Genomic DNA, 17,994 nt, shown 5'->3' with positions numbered 1-17,994 from the left:
TACTCTAAAACAGGATATACTTGTATAAAGCAGGGAATTAAGACTAGAGGGATTGATATTTCTTTCCTTGGATTTTTAAAACATCCTTTTAAAGTTTATGAAATGATGTTGATTCCTATGTTAATGCGAATGTTATGTACTGCAACTGAGTTGTCGGCATCTGTTGAGACACGAGGACTTGGAGTTTCGTGTAAAAAAACTAGTTATACAGAAGTCAAATTTCGTATGCTTGATATGTTATTGCTAGTAATAATGATGGTATTTTATCTAGCTATCATCATTATGAAAATAAAAAATATTTAAAAACAAGGAGAATAATTATGGAAGAAAAAAAGAAATTTCAAATTAAAGATTTAATTATTACAGCACTAATGGTGTTATGCTCACAGGTTTTATATAGAGTGTTATCTTTTCTGTTCATATCGCCATACACAATGTTATTAGCAGTTCCGATATGGTCAATTATTGGAGCAATTGCCTATTTCTTAGTACCGGTAAAAACAAAAAATCCATGGATGATTTTATTGTTTTGTGTACTTACAAGTATTATAGGTTTTTATCCACCATATATTATTAGTTGCATATTTGCCGGGATTATAGCTATGTTGATTGCAAGAACAAAAGGGGTTGGCAATTATAAAGGATTAACAATTGGATATATGATATTTTGTGTTCTTGCCGGCTTTGGTGGAATGTATGTACCATTTCTTTTTTATGCAGATCAAACACTTAAATCTTATGAAAAAATGTTTGGGAGCGAATATTTAGGTACATTAACTAAAATTGTTTCTCCTATGACTACAGGAATGATGCTTATTTTAATAGCTATTTGCGGATTGATTGGAGCAGTAATTTCCAAGAAATTATTGAAGAAGCATTTTGAAAAAGCAGGAATGATTTAATCAATCTTTGTTTGTGAGGGGAAAAAATGGATTAATAATGGAGGTAATTGCTATGTATTATTTAGGGTCTGTTATTCATATAGAAAAAAACGATAGACCTTTTTGATACTGGTAATTACCATAAAAAATCAAATTTAAAATATAAGGAAAGAGCAAGTTTCTTTCATTTTAGAGGACTTATTATGCCTATGTGCAGAAGTCCTCCTTTTTTGTCTAAAAACGCAGACAAAAAAGAAATGGAGGAAATAAAATGTCAAAAGAATATTACCTTTATGTCAACGGACAAAGGGTTAAAGTCAGCGAGCAGATATATAAAGTCTACTGGCGAGAAAAAGAACACGAAAAGTATTTAGAGCAGGTGGATAAGAAAAACCACTTGCTCTTTTTTTCATCATTGGATCATGACGGACATTTTGCAGATAGCATTATTGATGAAAGCGTTGATGTAGAAAAGATTGTGGAAACACAGATGATGATTGAAGCAGTCAGAAATGCTATATCAAGGCTCAATGCAGAAGAAAGAGATATTATTGAACGCTTATATTTCAATGATGAAACGGTTCGTTCAGTGGCAAAGCTCAAAAGTATTACACATCCAGCTTTAATCAAAAGAAGAAACAAAATTCTTGAAAAGCTGAAAAAGATTATCGAAGAACTTTAAAACTTCGGTAACCAAAGGGGTCAAATTTTCCTTATGTAAAGTGAAGGGGAGTTTGACCTCCTTTACTTTCTTGGGTAAGAGATACGCCTGCATATGGCAAATAGGAAAATGTAGAGAAAACAATCCCTTTCAAATATTGCTCTTTGACAACTGAATAGACCAAGGTAGGACTTTATCTACTTGTGGAGAATTATGACTTACGCCATGACCTTTCTGCTGAAAGCAATTTCGGTTTTATGAATACTGGGTTAGCCAAGGATACAAGAAAGTGAGCGATAAATAAGAATACATAAAAAACAGAGGTGGCAATCTGTTCGATGATACAAGTAGTGATAATGATACTTCAATAGTTTAAGCTGCCTCGTCTGGAATAAGGGGCAGAGGTGAGATTCCTATGTAGCAGCCAATGCACCTACCAATGTCATAAAACTTAGTAAGAAAAATAATATGTGATTATAAAGAATTTAAATCGGAGGAGGTGTATTAGTGGATAATGACTGGAATGGATTGGCTGATTTGATAGCAAATCTTATTACAAAATATGCTGGAGTTTTAGATTTAGATAATCTTCCAAATCCAACTCCAGTAAAAAATACAGAAGGTAAAAATAAATTTGACATGGCAAAAACACAGATTGAGAAAAAGCAATAAAAGTGATATAATATACTTGATATATAAGTCCAAACTATAATTGGTAAAATATAAAGATATAGAAAAAGGATATTGAGGTTAATGCTATGTCAAAAGAAAAAATAAAAGTATACCTCTATACAAGAGTATCTACATCAATACAGATAGACGGTTATTCTTTAGAGGCACAAAAATCAAGAATGAAGGCTTTTGCTCTCTATAATGATTATGAGATTGTTGGTGAATACGAAGATGCAGGTAAGTCTGGAAAATCTATAGAAGGTAGAGTTCAGTTTACTCGTATGATGGAAGATATAAAATCCGGAAAGGATGGAGTGTCTTTCGTTCTTGTATTTAAATTATCGAGATTTGCAAGAAATGCTGCTGATGTTTTATCAACTCTACAAACAATGCAAGATTTTGGAGTCAATTTAATTTGTGTTGAGGATGGGATTGATTCATCCAAAGATGCAGGCAAATTGATGATTTCAGTTTTATCAGCTGTTGCTGAAATTGAAAGAGAAAACATTCGTGTTCAAACAATGGAAGGTCGCATTCAAAAGGCAAGAGAGGGAAAATGGAACGGAGGGTTTGCCCCGTATGGGTATCAGCTTGTCGATGGAAAACTGTTTATCAATGAAGAAGAAGCTGTAGCTATAAGAACTATTTTCGATCAATATGTTAACACAACCATTGGAGCGAATGGACTTTCTAAATACCTAGAAAATCATGGAATAAGAAAAATTCCAAGACAGAATGGGAAAAATCCATTATTTGATGCGGGTCTTATAAGAAAGATATTAAAGAATCCGGTATATAACGGGAAGATAGCCTTTGGAAGAAGAACTTTAGAAAAAGTTCATGGTACAAGAAATGAATATAAGCAAGTTGAACAAGATGAATATTTAATAGCTGAAGGTATTCATGAAGCAATAATTTCTGATGAGTTGTGGCAGGCTGCTCAGGTTAAGTTAAAATCTCAAGCAAAGAAATATGAGCATGTGAATAAGGGAAAAGATGTTAGAACTCATTTGTTATCAGGAATTGTAAAATGCCCGATATGTGGAGTGGGAATGTTTGGAAACAAGTGTATCAAGAAAAAGAAAGATGGTACAAAGTATAAAGATTTTTATTATTATGGCTGTAAACATAGGCAGATGATAAGAGGTCATAAGTGTACTTTCAGTAAGCAGATCAGAGAAGAATTGTTAGATGATGCAGTTGCTGAGGTAATTATAAAGATAGTAAGCAATCCCAAATTTGCTTCTATGATGCAAGAAAAAATCAACATGAAGGTGGATACCTCTGAAATAGAAAAAGAAATAGATAATTATCAAAAAGAACTGCGAAAAAGCCATTCCACAAAATTTAAGCTAATTGAGGAAATAGATAATTTAGATGTTGATGATAGGCACTATAAGCGAAGAAAACAGGACTTAGATGATAGACTCTATCGTATGTATGACAAAATTGAAGAATTAGAGTCGCTGTTAATTGATGCGAAAGCAAAGAAACAAACTATTGAAGCTGAAAAACTTACAGGAGACAATATATATAAGGTTCTGATTTATTTTGATAAACTCTACAATGTAATGAATGATGTAGAGCGTAGGCAGTTAATTACATCATTGATTTCTGAAATTCAAATTTACGAAGAAAAGCAACCGAATGGGCAATGGCTAAAATCAATTACTTTTAAACTTCCTATCATCGATGAAGATTTAAATATAGGTTTGGACAATAATGAGCAAGTTGAGTGCATAGCGTTGATACAAAGAGTGAAATCGTGAAAATCCTGCATTTTAAGCAGTTTTACAAGCATTATGTATTTGTAGAAGATGGCGAAGGTGGACGAAAAAAAGTCCTAAAAAATTATATAGATGTGAATGTTTGCATTGATATGGTGTGTGGAGACACAAGGAATGAATTGGGAAGTGAGGAATAAGAAATGATTAGGTGGATAGTAAAAATAATCTTGTTTCCAATCAGCTTGCTGCTGAGTATCCTCACAGCATTTCTGACATTTATACTTGGCATAGGAACAACTATTCTGTATTTCTTAATGCTGATGTGTATAGTTGCTGCAATAGGCTCGTTTATGCAGAAAGATGTATCACTAGGTATTGAAGCATTGATTATTGGATTCTTAGTTAGTCCATATGGAATACCAATGGTTGGAGCAACAGTTATAGCATTTCTTAAAGGTATCAATGAAGCAATAAAATCAATATAAAAAATTTCATAAAAATGGTTACCAAAGGCGATAGAAGAAAACTATCGTCTTTTTCTTTGCAAAATTTTAAGGAAAGGAGGTAAAGCGATGGACTTTGACTATTTCTATAACAGAGAAGCAGAAAGATTTAACTTTCTAAAAGTACCTGAAATATTGGTAGACGGAGAAGAATTTAAGGGACTGTCTGCTGAAGCAATTATCCTTTATTCTATGCTTTTGAAACGAACAGGAATGTCCTTTAAGAATAACTGGATAGACAAGGAAGGTAGAGTATTTATCTATTTCACAGTAGAGGAAATTATGAAAAGAAGAAATATTTCAAAGCCTACTGCCATAAAAACATTAGATGAGTTAGACAGCAAAAAAGGGATAGGACTGATTGAAAGAGTAAGGCTTGGACTTGGTAAACCGAATATCATATATGTCAAAGATTTCATGAGTGTATTTCAGGTAAAAGAAAATGACTTTCAGAAGTTAAAAAACTTTACTTCAGAAGTAAAAGATGTTGACCTCAGAAGTAAAGAAAATGAACTTCAAGAGGTTAAAAATGTTGACCGTAACTATATAGAGAATAATAAGAGTAAGTATAGTAAGAGAGAATATAGTTTTGGTGTAAACGGACTTGGAACATTTCAAAATGTATTTTTAGCTGCTGAAGATATATCCGATTTACAAATCATAATGAACTCACAGCTTGATAATTACATTGAAAGACTATCAGCATATATCAAAAGCACCGGAAAGACCTATAAAGACCATAAAGCGACAATCCTTTCTTGGTTTTATAAAGATCAGGGAAGAAGTAAAGAAGTGAAAACATCAAATATCCCGACATGGGAAGAATATGATAAAGGAGAACACCTATGATGAAAGAATTAGAAAAAGTAATGATAGAAGATGTAGAGTATTCTTACGATCCTGAAAAAGAATATATCAAGGATGGACACGCATTTTGTAAAGTTTGCCATGAAAGAAAAGACGGAAAAGTGATGGAGTTCTTTGATAACAAGATGATATTTAAGATTTCTTGCAAATGCGATAGAGATAGAGAGGCAAGAGAAAAAGAAAGACAAAAGCAGATGGAGATTGAACGATTAAAGAGTAGCTGCTTTAACTCGATTATTCAGTGGTCATACACATTTGAAAATTATCAGGGAGAAGAAAACCAAAGCCTTATCATTGCAAAGAACTTTGTAAAAGACTATGAGGAAATGAAAAAAGAAAATATCGGACTTCTTTTTTATGGCTCAGTAGGTAGCGGAAAGACCTATCTTGCCTGCTCCATTGCAAATAGCCTTATTGAACAGTATCAAATAGGCGTTAAAATAAGAAATTTTGCACAGATTATCAATGAACTGCAAAAGGGAGGATTTGATTTTGACAAGAACGCATATATTGAATCCCTTGTAAATACTTCCGTTCTTATCTTGGATGACTTAGGAATAGAAAGAGATACAAGCTATGCCAAAGAGCAAGTATATAACATCGTGAATAACAGGTACTTAAAACAGAAACCGACTATCTTTACCACTAATCTTTCCTATGACACAATCCAAAATTGTAAGGATAGCGTAGAGTATCAAAGAATCTACTCAAGAATCATAGAGATGTGTATTCCTGTTATGGCTGTAGGAGAAGATTTTAGAAAGGTTATTCAAAAGGACAAACTGAATCGGAATAAGGACAGACTGCTGAATGGAGGTGAGAGAAGTTGATCAATGAAGAAATAGCAAGAAAAACGCTGAATATGGAAGTTAGAGCTGCCAAAGTAACAGGAAAGCTAATTCTGAACTTATTAAAGAAATTGATGAAAGAAGCAGAAAAGCTTGGAGGACTTGAAAAGCTGGTTAATGCTAACGGAAATGAAGCAAAGCTAAAAGATATGGTTAAAAAGGGACAGCTTGAAGAAATTCCGGTTGAAGAAGCAGAGCTTAAGGAACTGAAAAAAGAACTTAATCGGTATGGCGTAAAGTTTTCAGTGATGAAAGATAAGGAAACAGGTAAATACTCTGTATTCTTTCAAGCCAAAGATATGAAAGTGATGAATAAAGCCTTTAAGCATGCCCTGTCAGAATCGGAAAAGAAAACGGAAAGGAAGGAGTCCATTCATAAGAATATTGAGAAGTTCAAGGAGATGGCTAAAAACTCTGTTTCCAAAGATAAAATCAAGAATAAACAAAAGGAGCAGAGCCTATGATAGATAAAATATTAAAGGACATCAAAGGCTTATTTAAGGTGCAAGATAAGGTAAAGTTTCTAAAGCAAAACATTCCCTATCTTGCATTTTTCTATATAGGTAATATCTTTTCACATCATGTAAGAGCCTATATAGGTGGCGATATTATTGACAAAATTTTTCAAGGGATATTAGAGATTAATACGATGAGCTTTCTTCCAAGCCTTCATCCTACGGATATTATAATGGGCGTGGTAGTAGCTGGTTTAATCAAAATTATCGTATATACCAAAGGGAAAAATGCTAAAAAGTTTAGACAGGGGAAAGAGTATGGCTCAGCAAGATGGGGAACGAAAAAAGATATAGAGCCATATATGGATGAAAAGTTTCAAAACAATATCCTGCTTACGCAAACAGAACGATTAACTATGAATGGCAGACCGGCTAATCCTAAGTATGCAAGAAATAAGAATGTTCTTGTCATCGGTGGATCAGGAAGTGGAAAAACCCGATTTTATGTCAAACCTAACTTAATGCAGATGCACAGCAGCTATTGTGTAACTGATCCGAAAGGAACGATAGTCCTTGAGTGCGGTAAGATGCTTGAAGATAACGGATATGAGATAAAAATCTTAAATACAATTAACTTCAAAAAGAGCATGAAGTACAATCCATTCGCTTATCTCAGAAGTGAAAAAGATATACTCAAATTAGTACAGACAATCATCGCAAACACCAAGGGAGAAGGAGAAAAAGCAGGAGAAGATTTTTGGGTGAAAGCTGAGAAGCTCTATTACACTGCACTTATAGGATACATCTTCTATGAAGCTCCAAGAGAAGAAAAGAACTTTGCAACACTTCTCGATATGATAGACGCTTCAGAAGTTAGAGAAGATGATGAAACCTATATGAATCCGATAGACAGACTCTTTGAAGCACTGGAGAAGAAAGAACCTACACACTTTGCAGTGAAGCAATATAAAAAGTACAAATTGGCTGCTGGAGTAATAGAATTAAGGAGAACACTTAATCACTATTTTAGTGAAATATGTACTTCTTAATTCTTTTTTATTGAAAAATTAAGAGAAAGGGGGTAAAAATGAGGAATTTTGAAAAGATAACAGCACTCTATGAGAGATTAAGTCGTGATGATGAACTGCAAGGAGAGAGTAACTCTATCATCAATCAGAAAAAAATACTGGAAGAATACGCAAGCAAAAATAATTTGTCAAACATCATTCACTTTACAGATGACGGAATCAGCGGAACACAGTTTGACAGACCGGGATTTATGGCAATGATGAACGGAGTCAATCAAGGCAATATCGGTTGTATCATTGTAAAAGATATGAGCAGACTTGGCAGAGATTATCTCAAAGTCGGTCAATGTATGGAGATACTAAGACAAAAGGGCGTAAGACTAATCGCTATCAATGATAATGTAGATAGTTTTTACAGAGAAGATGATTTTACTCCCTTTAGAAATATCATGAATGAATGGTATGCAAGAGATACATCAAGAAAAATCCAATCGACTTTCAAGTCAAAAGGCGAAAGTGGGAAACATACTGCAAGCACACCGCCTTATGGCTATATCAAAGATGAAAAAGATAAAAACAAATGGATAGTAGATGAAAAAGCAGCCGAAGTAGTAAGACGAATATTCAATATGACCATGCAAGGCAATGGTCCGTATCGAATAGCAAAGATATTAGAGAGTGAAAAGATAGATATACCCGCCTATCATCAACAGAAATTAGGCTATGGACTATATCAAAGCAAAAACTTTGAACATCCCTATCGTTGGTGCAGCTCAACCATAGCAAGCATTCTAAAGAAACAGGAATACTTAGGTCACACAGTAAACTTCAAAACAAGAAAACACTTTAAAGATAAAAAAAGCAAGTATGTATCTGAAGATAACTGGCTAATCTTTGAGAATACACACGAGCCAATCATAGACCAAGAAACCTTTGATAATGTGCAAAGGATAAGAGGAAATGTAAAAAGGTATCCTGACGGTTGGGGAGAATATCACCCACTCACAGGACTGATGTATTGTGCAGATTGTGGGAGCAAGATGTATGTTCATAGAACAAGCAACTATAAGAATATTCCCTATTACACTTGCAGTGCCTATACCAAAACACCTTGTGGGACACTTTGTCCATCAGCACACAGAATAAAAGCAGAAGCAGTCCTAAACCTTATTAGGGAAACACTGAAAGACATTAAAAAATACCTTGATGAAGATAATGAAGCCTTTATCCGTTCCATTCAAAATGAAATGGAAGAAAAGGAAAAAATAGAGATAGAAAAGAAAAAGATAAGATTAACGGAAAGCCAAAATAGACTTCAGGAACTTGAACGACTGATGTGCAGAATTTACGAAGATATGATCCTGAATAAAATACCGAATAATCGCTATGAAATCCTTAATAATCAATATGAAACGGAGCAGGTAGCTTTAAGTAAAGAAATTAAGGATTTGGAACAGCAGGTATCGAGATATGAAAAAGAAACAGACAGAGCTAAGAAATTTATATCTCTTATCAGTCGTTATGAAAACTTTGAGGAACTTACAACCACAATGGTAAATGAGTTTGTAGAAAAGATTATCGTACATGAAAGAGATAGAAAAGGAAGTCAGACATCAAAGCAAAAGATAGAAATTTACTTTAATTTCATAGGAAATTATGAACTGCCACAGGCGGAGTTAAGCGAGGAAGAAAAACAAAAACTTGAGGAAGAAGAAAGAAAAATCAAGGAAAGAAAAGACAAGCTACATCAAAATTACCTGAAGCGTAAAGCGAGTGGAAAACAGAAAGAGTATGAAGATAAATATAAGGCAAGAAGAGAACAGAAGAAACAGGAGAAAATAAAGGTTTTGAAAAGAGTGGGGATACCGGTGAAAGATTATATGAAATAGTATTCATATTAAGACGGTAGTTATTATCATGAAGTTAGTTGACATTAACTAACAAGAGGAGTATAATAAAATTCGACAGCAGTGTCGGTTTTTATTACGATATGAAATGAGGTCTTTATTTTGAAAGAAGAAAAACAAAAAGTTGGACAAATTAGAAAAAAAGAGATTCGAGAAGCTGCAAAGAAATGCTTTCTAAATAAAGGGTTTCAACTTACAACAATGGAAGATGTTATCACAGAGGTAGGAATGAGTAGAGGGGGTGTTTATCATCATTATGCAAGTACAAATGAAATGCTTAAAGACTTAATGCTTGATGGTAATGATTATAGAAACAACTTGATAAATGAGTATTTAAAAAACAATCGAGGAAAAGATAAATATCAGCAAATGGGTGATATTTTGGTTGATAAGTCGCTGGCTGATACAGAATTGATGAGATTGTATACACTCCTTTTACAAGCAAAAAAATATAATCAGGATTTGGAAAAATTGTATCAAGAATTGAAACTTAATACGACTAATGAGCTAAGTTTAATCGCCAAGCAGCTTGGAATTAAGGCGGATATATTTGGTGACGGTTTTTTAGTGAATTATATCAATGGATTGATATTAAGTTCTGAAGTTCTCTGTGCAAGAAATTCTTTTTCACAACATAAAAAATATATAAAAGAAACAATGGTAAATTACATTGTTGATATTGACAAGAGATAGGGAGGTTTAAAATGAGTAAACGATTAGAAGTAAAGGATTTAATCAACATAGGATTATTTTCCGTATTAGGTTTTGTATTTATGATGATAGGATCATTTTTAGCAATGGTTCCAGTTTTAATGCCGTTTGTTCCATTGGCACAAGGTATTTTGGTAGGACCGGTAAATATGTTGTATTCTACTAAAATTAAGAAAAGAGGAATGGTATTTATTCAATCATTACTTATTGCATTAGTATATGTTGCTATGGGACATGGACCTTGGGCATTATTAACTGCTGTTATTGCAGGTGTTATTGCTGAAGTTATTTTGAAATCAGGAGGATATACGGATGTTAATAAGGCAAGATTAGCATTTTCTATTGCTCCACTTTGCACAATAGGAAATTGGTTGCCAATTTTTATATCAAGAAATGAATATGTCAAGCAGATGTTAGAGCAAGGATATAATCAAGAATTTATTGATAAGATGCTTAGTGTAATGCCGAATTGGATTATTGTCGTAATGGCAATAGGTGGAATTATAGGAGCATATATTGGTTGTAGTATAGGAATGGCTTTCCTGAAAAAACATTTTAAAAAGGCTGGTATGGAAAAATAAGGATTCATAAGGAGTTAAGGATGACAATCAAACTTGATTTTCGTACAAAACTTTTTATGACAATAGTTCTTTCATATGTGATGGTTTTAGGCAATATTCAAGTAAAGTATTTCTTGCAAGCCCTTATAATATCCGTAATTCCGATAGTGCTTTTAATAAATACAAAACATACAAGAGTAGCTATTATTGGGATGGCTACTCTTGTGTTCGTTTATGGTGCTGATAGATTTTTAATGAAATTAGAATACAGTCCCTTGGTAGCGATTTTACTGATATTAGTAATGGTTGTTAAGAAAATACTTCCCGCATTTTTAATGGGGAAATATACCATACTCACATCAAATGTAGGGGAAAGTATTTATTCATTGAAAAAAATGAAATGTCCCGATGAAATAGCAATACCATTGACTGTGATGGTTCGTTTCTTTTATGCCGCAAGGATTGATTATAGCCAGATAAAAAAAGCCATGCGTTTGAGAGGACTAACGCTTAAAAAGTTAATAAAAAGTCCAATTCTATTATTTGAATATAGATTAGTGCCACTATTGATGTGTTTGTCTAAGACGGCAGATGATTTAACAGTATCCGCAATGACAAAAGGGTTAGCTGTTAATCAAAAGCGAACAAGCATTAGTGAATCTCGCATTGGTGGCATTGATTGCATATTTTTTGTGATAATGGTATGGGCAATCTATTTATATATAAGGGGTAAGTATGCTTAGTTTACAAAATTTAGTATTAAAGTTTGATGGAGAAAGCATATTAGAAAATATAAATCTAAATTTCAAACCCGGAGAGGTAACTGTTATAACGGGACACTCAGGTACGGGGAAAAGTAGTTTGTTAAAAGTAATAAACGGCATTATTCCCGAATATGATTGTGGAGATGTAAAAGGAGATGTTTTATACAAGGACAAATCTTTATTAGGGATGAGTATATTAGAACGATCCAAGTTTATATCTACAGTGTTTCAAAATCCTAAAACACAATTTTATTGTATCAATTCTACAGATGAATTAGCTTTTCAATTAGAAAATAGGTGTATAGAAAGAAATTTAATTTTAGATAAAATACACTATTATTCAGATGTTTTGGACAGTAAAGACTTGTTGGATAAAAATATTTTTGAACTATCCGGTGGAGAAAAGCAGCTAATTGCTATAACTGCCAGTGGAATTTCAGAAAATGAAATTATTCTTTTAGATGAACCGTCCTCATCTTTGGATTATGAATCAATTAAGAACTTAAAAAGAGCTATTATTGAGCTAAAAAAAAGAAATAAAATCATAATCCTTGTCGAGCATAGATTATTTTATTTGAAAGACATTGTAGACAAGCTGTGTGTAATAGAAAACAAAACTTTTAAAGAATACACGAAAGAATATTTTAGTGATGATTTTTTTGAAAGAGTTTCAGAAAAACATAATTTGAGAAATTTTAATGAAATTTTCAAGAGTGATTTCTTAAATAGACAATATGAAAAAGTAGATATGTTACAAAAAAATACTCCATCAAACTTTGCTAATAGGTCAATAACATGTCTACATTTCAAAAAAACATACGATAAGAATACAATTTTTGATTTTAGTGTTTCTTTTAATAACGGGATAAATTTCATTATTGGACAAAACGGTGTTGGGAAAAGTACTTTTATCAATTTACTTATGGGAACTATGAAAGGCAAGGGAGAAGTTTTTTATAAGGGAGAAAAGCTCAAAAAACGGTACGAGAATATCTTTGCAGTCATGCAAGATGTTAATTATCAACTTTTCACAGAATCTGTATGGCAGGAACTTGGAACAGTTACAAAACAGGATGATTTGAAAAATGAAGCCTTAAGAAAGGTACATTTATTTAATAAAAAAGAAATGCACCCAAGTTCGTTATCGGGTGGAGAAAAACAGAGATTGTTGCTTGCTATGTCTATGGTAAGTCAAAAACCAATCATAGTGTTTGATGAGCCAACGAGTGGACTTTGCAAAATGCAAATGGATATTTTGATTGGATTTTTAAACCAAATGGTAGAGCAAGGAAAAACTATTATTATAATCACGCATGATTTTGAATTTATAAAACAGTGCGATGGTGCAATATATGAATTTACAAAATAAATATAAGTAAAGGAGAGCAATACGATGAAAGAAGATATGAAAACACAACTTTTAACAAAAAGTCCTAAAGACTTGTTGTTTCAATTAGCTATTCCGGGAATTATAGGAATGGTTGTTATAGGACTTTATCCATTTATGGATGGAATATTTGCTGGGTGGATTATAGGGGATTATGCTATGTCTGCCATTAGTATATCAATGTCTTTAACAATAATAAATGGTGGTATATCAGCACTTATTGGAGTTGGTAGTGCGTCAATATTATCAAGGGCTATTGGAAAGGGAGATAAAGAAACAACGGATAAAATATTTGGAAATTTTTGTTATTGGGTAATTTTATTCTCTATAGTAATCACCGTATTAGGCTTGGTATTTGCACCTAATTTTCTTGACTTGGTAGGAGCAAAAGGGAATATTAAAGAACTGGGAGTTAGATATTTAAGAGTAGTTTTCTTTGGTTCAATATTTGTGAATTTTGCTCAAGCAGGTAATATGACAATGCGTGGTGAAGGTGCATTGAAGCAATCTATGATGATTATGGGAGTAGGTGCTTTATTAAATATTATTTTAGATCCTATTTTTATGAAGTTAATGGGAGAGTATGCAATTGAGGGGGCAGCTATTGCAACTGTAATATCTCAAATTGTACAGGCGATATTAACATTTCACTATTTTTCAAAGAAAAGTGCTTTTGTTGGTATCCATAAAATTCAAAAGAGCAAGGCAATTTACAGTGAAATGTTTAGTATAGGAAGTTCGGCTATGATGATGCAAATTTTATTTGCAGTACAACAAACATTTTTGTTCAAACAGGCTTTCGCTTATGGTGGAGATAATTGGGGAATTCTAATGTCTGCCACAATGAGACTTTATATGTTCTCATTTATTCCATTGTGGGGAATGAGTCAAGGTTTACAGCCTGTTATAGGAGCTAATTTTGGAGCAAAACAATATCAAAGAGTAAAAGATACTATGAAGATTTTCATGTATGGGGCAACAATACTTGCTGCTATTTCTTGGATACCATCCATGTTTTTCTCTGAAAAATCATTGTCATTGTTTAATGTGAGAAGTGAAATAATTGAAGCTGGAGTTATGAACTTTAAATTGTTCTACTCTACTTTCATCTTGTATGGAATTATGATTATGACTCTTACATTTTTCCAATCTATTGGAGATGGGAAAAAAGCGAGCATGATTGTAATGCTTAGACAACTGATTTTATTTATTCCGGCGATATTGCTATTGCCAAAGGTATTTGGAGGATTAGCAGTTTGGTGGGCTGAACCTATTGTAGATTTTAGTATGATTTTGCTCGGCTTGTTTTTTATGCTTAGCAGACTTAGAAAAATGGGAAAAGAAGAAGCGATAAATTGTTAAATATCTTATTATCCAAAGGTGAAAATAAACTATTAGAAAGGTTTGATATATGAATATTAGTTAGATGTAAGAAATGGGGGAGTAAGATGAAAAATCTTTTTCATATAGAAGAAAGAAATAACAAAAAAATCTTCTCGCTTTATAGTTTCTTATTATCTCAAGCAACTAAATATATCTAAAGAAAAGATAGATTCATTTCTTTTTGGAGGACTTTTTACGCCAAAGTGTAGAAGTCCTCCTTTTTTATTCTCAAAAAGCAAAACAGAGAACAGGAAAAGGAGGATAACACTATGGCTAAAGAATATTACCTTTATGTAAAAGGAAAAGCTGTACCTGTAAGTGAAGAAGTTTACAAAGCCTACTGGAAGATAACAGAGCATGAAAAGTATCTCCAAAGAAAAGATTGGAAGCATAATGTTATGTCATTTTCAGCACTGGATCATGACGGACACTTTGTAGATAACATCATAGATGAAAAAATAGACTTAGAAAAAATTGTAGAAGTAAAAATGCAAATTGAAGAATTAAACAAGGCATTAGCTACACTGACAAAAGAAGAACGAGAGTTAATGGAAGCCATCTTCTACAGAGAGGAAAGTCTAAGGTCAATCGGTAAAAAAGAAAAAGTAAGTTATCAAACAATCGGAAAAAGGAGGGATAAGATTTTAGAAAAACTAAGAGAGATATTAAAAGATAAAATCTAAAAACTTGGAAAGGTTAAGTGTCAAAAAAAGGTGCTTAACCTTTCTTTGTAAAATACCGTTATGTAACACGAAAAGCTGATATAGAAAAAATGGCTTAAAAATGATAAAATATTATTAGTTAATGTAGACTAACTTCCGTTTGTGAGGTGTTCAAAATGGAATATATTGACATAAATAAAGACAAGGAAAAAATAGTTTTACTCATACATCCAATGCTTTCTTCTGCTGAGGGAATGAAAAAGTTAATTGCCGATAATATTGGAAATGAGTATAGATATATTATTCCGGATTTGTCTGCTCATGGTAGATTGATTGATAAAAAGTATCTATCAGTAAGACAAGAAAGTGAAAATTTGCATAATTATCTTAAAGAAAATGATATTAGAGATATTTCTTTAGCCTTTGGAGCATCAATAGGTGGAGTAGTGTTATTGGAATTATTAAAGCATAAGGATATAAAGATAGTTAAAGCCTTATTTGAGGGCTGTAGTTTATGTCAAAATGCGAGTGTTTTAGAGTTTATCATAAGAAATATTGTTCTATATGAACGAAAAAAAGCTATTAAAAATAGTGACTCAGCTAATAGAAAAATTATAAGCATATATGGAGAAACAATGGGACGAATGATGGCTGAAAATCTAATCAGAATAGATAAACAAAGCATTAAAAATATCTGCCATGATTGTGCATTTGTAGATCTTCCCAAGTTATCAGAAGCAGAACAAAAGAGGTGCATATTCTGTTATGGCTCTAAGGAAATTAACTTAAAATATGCAAAGAGAGTTATTTCAAAAGAATATCCATATGCAGCGTTAAGAATATGGAAGGGACAAAACCATTGTACAAAGATAACAACGAATGTAGAAGAGTATTGCAAAATGATAAAAGCTGAGATTGATTAAAACATATTGTTGAAAAGAGGGTGTTAGCAGTGAATGATAAAAGCAATAAAAAGTTTTGGAATAAATTCGCCAAGCTGTACGCTCCTTTTATGAAGAAGGATAAAGGAGTTTATGATAATGTTTGTGAGTATATTCGTCCTTACTTGAATAGAAATATGAACGTACTTGAACTTGCTTGCGGTTCAGGGCAACTGAAATGAATTTGATACATGGAGGGCTTGCACCCATCGGCGTTATGATTGCTTATAAAAAGTAATATTAAAATTGGGATTTTGGAGGAGAGTTAGTGAACATACATGAGTTTGGAGCTGATAAAAATAAAATAATTGTGTTGATTCATCCTTCATTAGTCATGTGGGACTATTTTGAATACATTTTATCTATACTTAAAGAAGAGTATCATATTATTGTTCCTGCACTTCCCGGATATGATGAGGAAAATCCAAACGAAAATTTTACAAGTGTAGAAGAAATTGCCGATAATTTATTAGGATGGCTGAAAGAACATAAAATTGAGAAAGTTGATCTTTTGTATGGTTGCTCTATGGGCGGTTCTATCGCTTTAAAAATGTTCTCCAATCACGGAATTAAAATAAGGAACATTATTTGCGATGGAGCAATAACACCATATCAGCTTCCTTGGATTGTTACAAGAATGATTGCCATAAGAGATTTTCTTATGATTTCTATAGGTAAAATTGGAGGACTAAAGCTTCTTGAAAAATCATTTTCTACAGATGAATACAGCGAAGAGGAATTGAAGTATGTTGCTAAAGTCCTTAATTTTATTAGTTATAAAACGATATGGAGAACATTTGAATCTTGCAACAACTATGTTATGCCAAAGAACGTGTCAGAACATAGCGGTCGTATTCAATATTGGTATGGTGATAAAGAGTCTAAAGCCCGTGCATGGGATATCAAATATATGAAAACTTACTTTCCAAATACTGAGTTTATTAAATTTGAAAACATGGGACATGGTAGCATGGCAAGTCTTTATCCTGTGAAAATGGCTAATCAATTCAGAGATTTAATGGAAGTTAAGAAATAAAATAATTTGCCATTTTTGGAATTAAGGAGGTATGCATTGTGAGTGTTAAATATAAATTAACGGAATTTTTATTTCGTCATACTGTAAAACCTATGATGAAAAAAGCAATAAAAAATCCGGATGAATATTTTGCTAAACAAGAAAAGAAACAGAAATCTAAACTCCCTCTTGAAAAACTTCATAAATCTTATGATTTTGAAGAAAAGTGTATAAGCGGAACTTTGTATTATGTCGTCAAACCAAAAAATAAAGTGGCAAATAGGCTTGTATTATATTTCTTTGGTGGTGGATATACCATTCCGGGAGATTCCGGTGATTTTGAGTTTGCTCAAGATATGGCTAATCAAAGTCAGGCTGAAGTTTGGCTTGTATGGTATCCGCTTTTTCCAAAAGCAACCGGCTTGCAAATTATCGACGCAGGTCTAAACGTTTATAGCGAGGCACTTAAGGTGTTTAATGCAGATGATATTATATTTTTTGGTTTATCAAGTGGAGCAAGCCTTGCACAAAATATATGTTTGCATATTCTTGAAAACGACATGAATTTATCAATGCCCAAAAGATTGATTATGCACTCGCCAACCTTTCGTATTCCTCCGACTAAAGAACAGATGAAAGAGATGGAGAGACTTGATAAGTTTGATTGCATTATTCCGGCTTGCTACATGAAAGAACAAGATCAAGTAATGCAAAGAATAAATTTAAATAATGTGGAATATATGAAATCGCCAATTGAGTACTCATGGAAAGGGCTACCTGACATGTATATCATTTATGGTTCTTATGAAGTGTTGATAGCAGAGCTGCCGGAGGCAAAAGAAAAAGCTAAAATGGATGGCGTGGTTATGAAAACATATATAGGAGAGAGAATGATGCATACTTGGGCGGCGGCAGGATTTTTACCTGAGGCAAAGGAAGTAAGAAGCAACATATATGCCGTAATACGAGAAGATAAAGATGATAACTTTATCTTGTAATATTCTACAGGTAGCTTTCAGAAG

At 32.8% G+C, this 17,994-nt stretch carries 20 protein-coding genes and 2 pseudogenes; all 22 read left to right on the top strand.

Annotated features, from left to right (window positions below):
- A pseudogene (locus HMPREF9333_RS10930) lies at positions 1-303 on the top strand (energy-coupling factor transporter transmembrane component T family protein); the annotation flags it as partial.
- Between the two features lie 17 nt (positions 304-320).
- Entirely contained in the window at positions 321-902 is a 582-nt protein-coding gene (locus tag HMPREF9333_RS10925; protein WP_005542071.1) for an MptD family putative ECF transporter S component, read from the top strand.
- Positions 903-1,152: 250 nt separating this feature from the next.
- A complete protein-coding gene (locus tag HMPREF9333_RS10920; RefSeq protein WP_000032596.1) occupies positions 1,153-1,563 on the top strand; it encodes a sigma-70 RNA polymerase sigma factor region 4 domain-containing protein in 411 nt (136 codons plus the stop codon).
- A gap of 486 nt (positions 1,564-2,049) precedes the next feature.
- Positions 2,050-2,214: a hypothetical protein gene (locus HMPREF9333_RS13000; protein WP_000368179.1), complete on the top strand. Its 165-nt coding sequence runs from the start codon at positions 2,050-2,052 to the stop codon at positions 2,212-2,214.
- An 86-nt stretch (positions 2,215-2,300) separates the two neighbouring features.
- Positions 2,301-3,983 (top strand): recombinase family protein, encoded by a 1,683-nt coding sequence (locus HMPREF9333_RS10910; protein ID WP_005542065.1) that lies wholly within the window; start codon positions 2,301-2,303, stop codon positions 3,981-3,983.
- Positions 3,980-4,138: a hypothetical protein gene (locus HMPREF9333_RS12995; RefSeq protein ID WP_005542064.1), complete on the top strand. Its 159-nt coding sequence runs from the start codon at positions 3,980-3,982 to the stop codon at positions 4,136-4,138. Before HMPREF9333_RS10910 ends, HMPREF9333_RS12995 begins: the two co-directional genes overlap by 4 nt.
- 3 nt (positions 4,139-4,141) lie before the next feature.
- Entirely contained in the window at positions 4,142-4,426 is a 285-nt protein-coding gene (locus HMPREF9333_RS10905; RefSeq protein WP_005542062.1) for a CD1845 family protein, read from the top strand.
- An 87-nt stretch (positions 4,427-4,513) separates the two neighbouring features.
- Complete coding sequence (locus HMPREF9333_RS10900) at positions 4,514-5,293, top strand: replication initiator protein A (protein ID WP_004804247.1); 780 nt, start codon at positions 4,514-4,516, stop codon at positions 5,291-5,293.
- Positions 5,290-6,141, top strand: coding sequence for an ATP-binding protein (locus HMPREF9333_RS10895; RefSeq protein WP_005542059.1), 852 nt, complete (start codon positions 5,290-5,292; stop codon positions 6,139-6,141). The genes HMPREF9333_RS10900 and HMPREF9333_RS10895 overlap by 4 nt, the downstream gene beginning before the upstream one ends.
- The gene (locus HMPREF9333_RS10890; protein WP_005542057.1) at positions 6,138-6,623 is read left to right on the top strand and encodes a PcfB family protein; all 486 of its coding nucleotides are present in this window, start codon (positions 6,138-6,140) and stop codon (positions 6,621-6,623) included. The genes HMPREF9333_RS10895 and HMPREF9333_RS10890 overlap by 4 nt, the downstream gene beginning before the upstream one ends.
- Positions 6,620-7,606: pseudogene (locus HMPREF9333_RS10885) on the top strand (type IV secretory system conjugative DNA transfer family protein); the annotation flags it as partial. The gene HMPREF9333_RS10890 and the pseudogene HMPREF9333_RS10885, both read left to right, overlap by 4 nt.
- Before the next feature lie 95 nt (positions 7,607-7,701).
- Positions 7,702-9,531 carry a recombinase family protein gene (locus HMPREF9333_RS10880; RefSeq protein WP_005542055.1) on the top strand — a complete coding sequence of 610 codons (1,830 nt, stop codon included), beginning with the start codon at positions 7,702-7,704 and terminating at the stop codon, positions 9,529-9,531.
- A gap of 120 nt (positions 9,532-9,651) precedes the next feature.
- Positions 9,652-10,242 (top strand): TetR/AcrR family transcriptional regulator, encoded by a 591-nt coding sequence (locus tag HMPREF9333_RS10875; protein ID WP_004804257.1) that lies wholly within the window; start codon positions 9,652-9,654, stop codon positions 10,240-10,242.
- Between the two features lie 11 nt (positions 10,243-10,253).
- The gene (locus HMPREF9333_RS10870) at positions 10,254-10,841 is read left to right on the top strand and encodes an MptD family putative ECF transporter S component (protein WP_005542054.1); all 588 of its coding nucleotides are present in this window, start codon (positions 10,254-10,256) and stop codon (positions 10,839-10,841) included.
- Between the two features lie 20 nt (positions 10,842-10,861).
- Positions 10,862-11,563, top strand: a complete 702-nt coding sequence (locus HMPREF9333_RS10865) for an energy-coupling factor transporter transmembrane component T (RefSeq protein ID WP_005542053.1) — start codon at positions 10,862-10,864, stop codon at positions 11,561-11,563.
- A complete protein-coding gene (locus HMPREF9333_RS10860; RefSeq protein WP_005542052.1) occupies positions 11,556-12,953 on the top strand; it encodes an ATP-binding cassette domain-containing protein in 1,398 nt (465 codons plus the stop codon). The genes HMPREF9333_RS10865 and HMPREF9333_RS10860 overlap by 8 nt, the downstream gene beginning before the upstream one ends.
- A 24-nt stretch (positions 12,954-12,977) precedes the next feature.
- Positions 12,978-14,333 carry an MATE family efflux transporter gene (locus tag HMPREF9333_RS10855; RefSeq protein ID WP_005542049.1) on the top strand — a complete coding sequence of 452 codons (1,356 nt, stop codon included), beginning with the start codon at positions 12,978-12,980 and terminating at the stop codon, positions 14,331-14,333.
- Between the two features lie 290 nt (positions 14,334-14,623).
- Positions 14,624-15,037, top strand: coding sequence for a sigma factor-like helix-turn-helix DNA-binding protein (locus HMPREF9333_RS10850; RefSeq protein ID WP_005542048.1), 414 nt, complete (start codon positions 14,624-14,626; stop codon positions 15,035-15,037).
- A gap of 155 nt (positions 15,038-15,192) precedes the next feature.
- The gene (locus HMPREF9333_RS10845; protein ID WP_005542047.1) at positions 15,193-15,939 is read left to right on the top strand and encodes an alpha/beta fold hydrolase; all 747 of its coding nucleotides are present in this window, start codon (positions 15,193-15,195) and stop codon (positions 15,937-15,939) included.
- A 29-nt stretch (positions 15,940-15,968) separates the two neighbouring features.
- Positions 15,969-16,139, top strand: a complete 171-nt coding sequence (locus HMPREF9333_RS12990) for a methyltransferase domain-containing protein (protein WP_005542046.1) — start codon at positions 15,969-15,971, stop codon at positions 16,137-16,139.
- Positions 16,140-16,225: 86 nt separating this feature from the next.
- The gene (locus HMPREF9333_RS10840; protein ID WP_004804273.1) at positions 16,226-16,993 is read left to right on the top strand and encodes an alpha/beta fold hydrolase; all 768 of its coding nucleotides are present in this window, start codon (positions 16,226-16,228) and stop codon (positions 16,991-16,993) included.
- Between the two features lie 38 nt (positions 16,994-17,031).
- Positions 17,032-17,970 (top strand): alpha/beta hydrolase, encoded by a 939-nt coding sequence (locus tag HMPREF9333_RS10835; RefSeq protein WP_040883003.1) that lies wholly within the window; start codon positions 17,032-17,034, stop codon positions 17,968-17,970.
- Positions 17,971-17,994: the final 24 nt, after the last annotated feature.

The organism is Johnsonella ignava ATCC 51276 (assembly GCF_000235445.1).
Classification (GTDB): domain Bacteria; phylum Bacillota; class Clostridia; order Lachnospirales; family Lachnospiraceae; genus Johnsonella; species Johnsonella ignava.
This window is presented reverse-complemented; position numbering and strand designations above follow the sequence as displayed.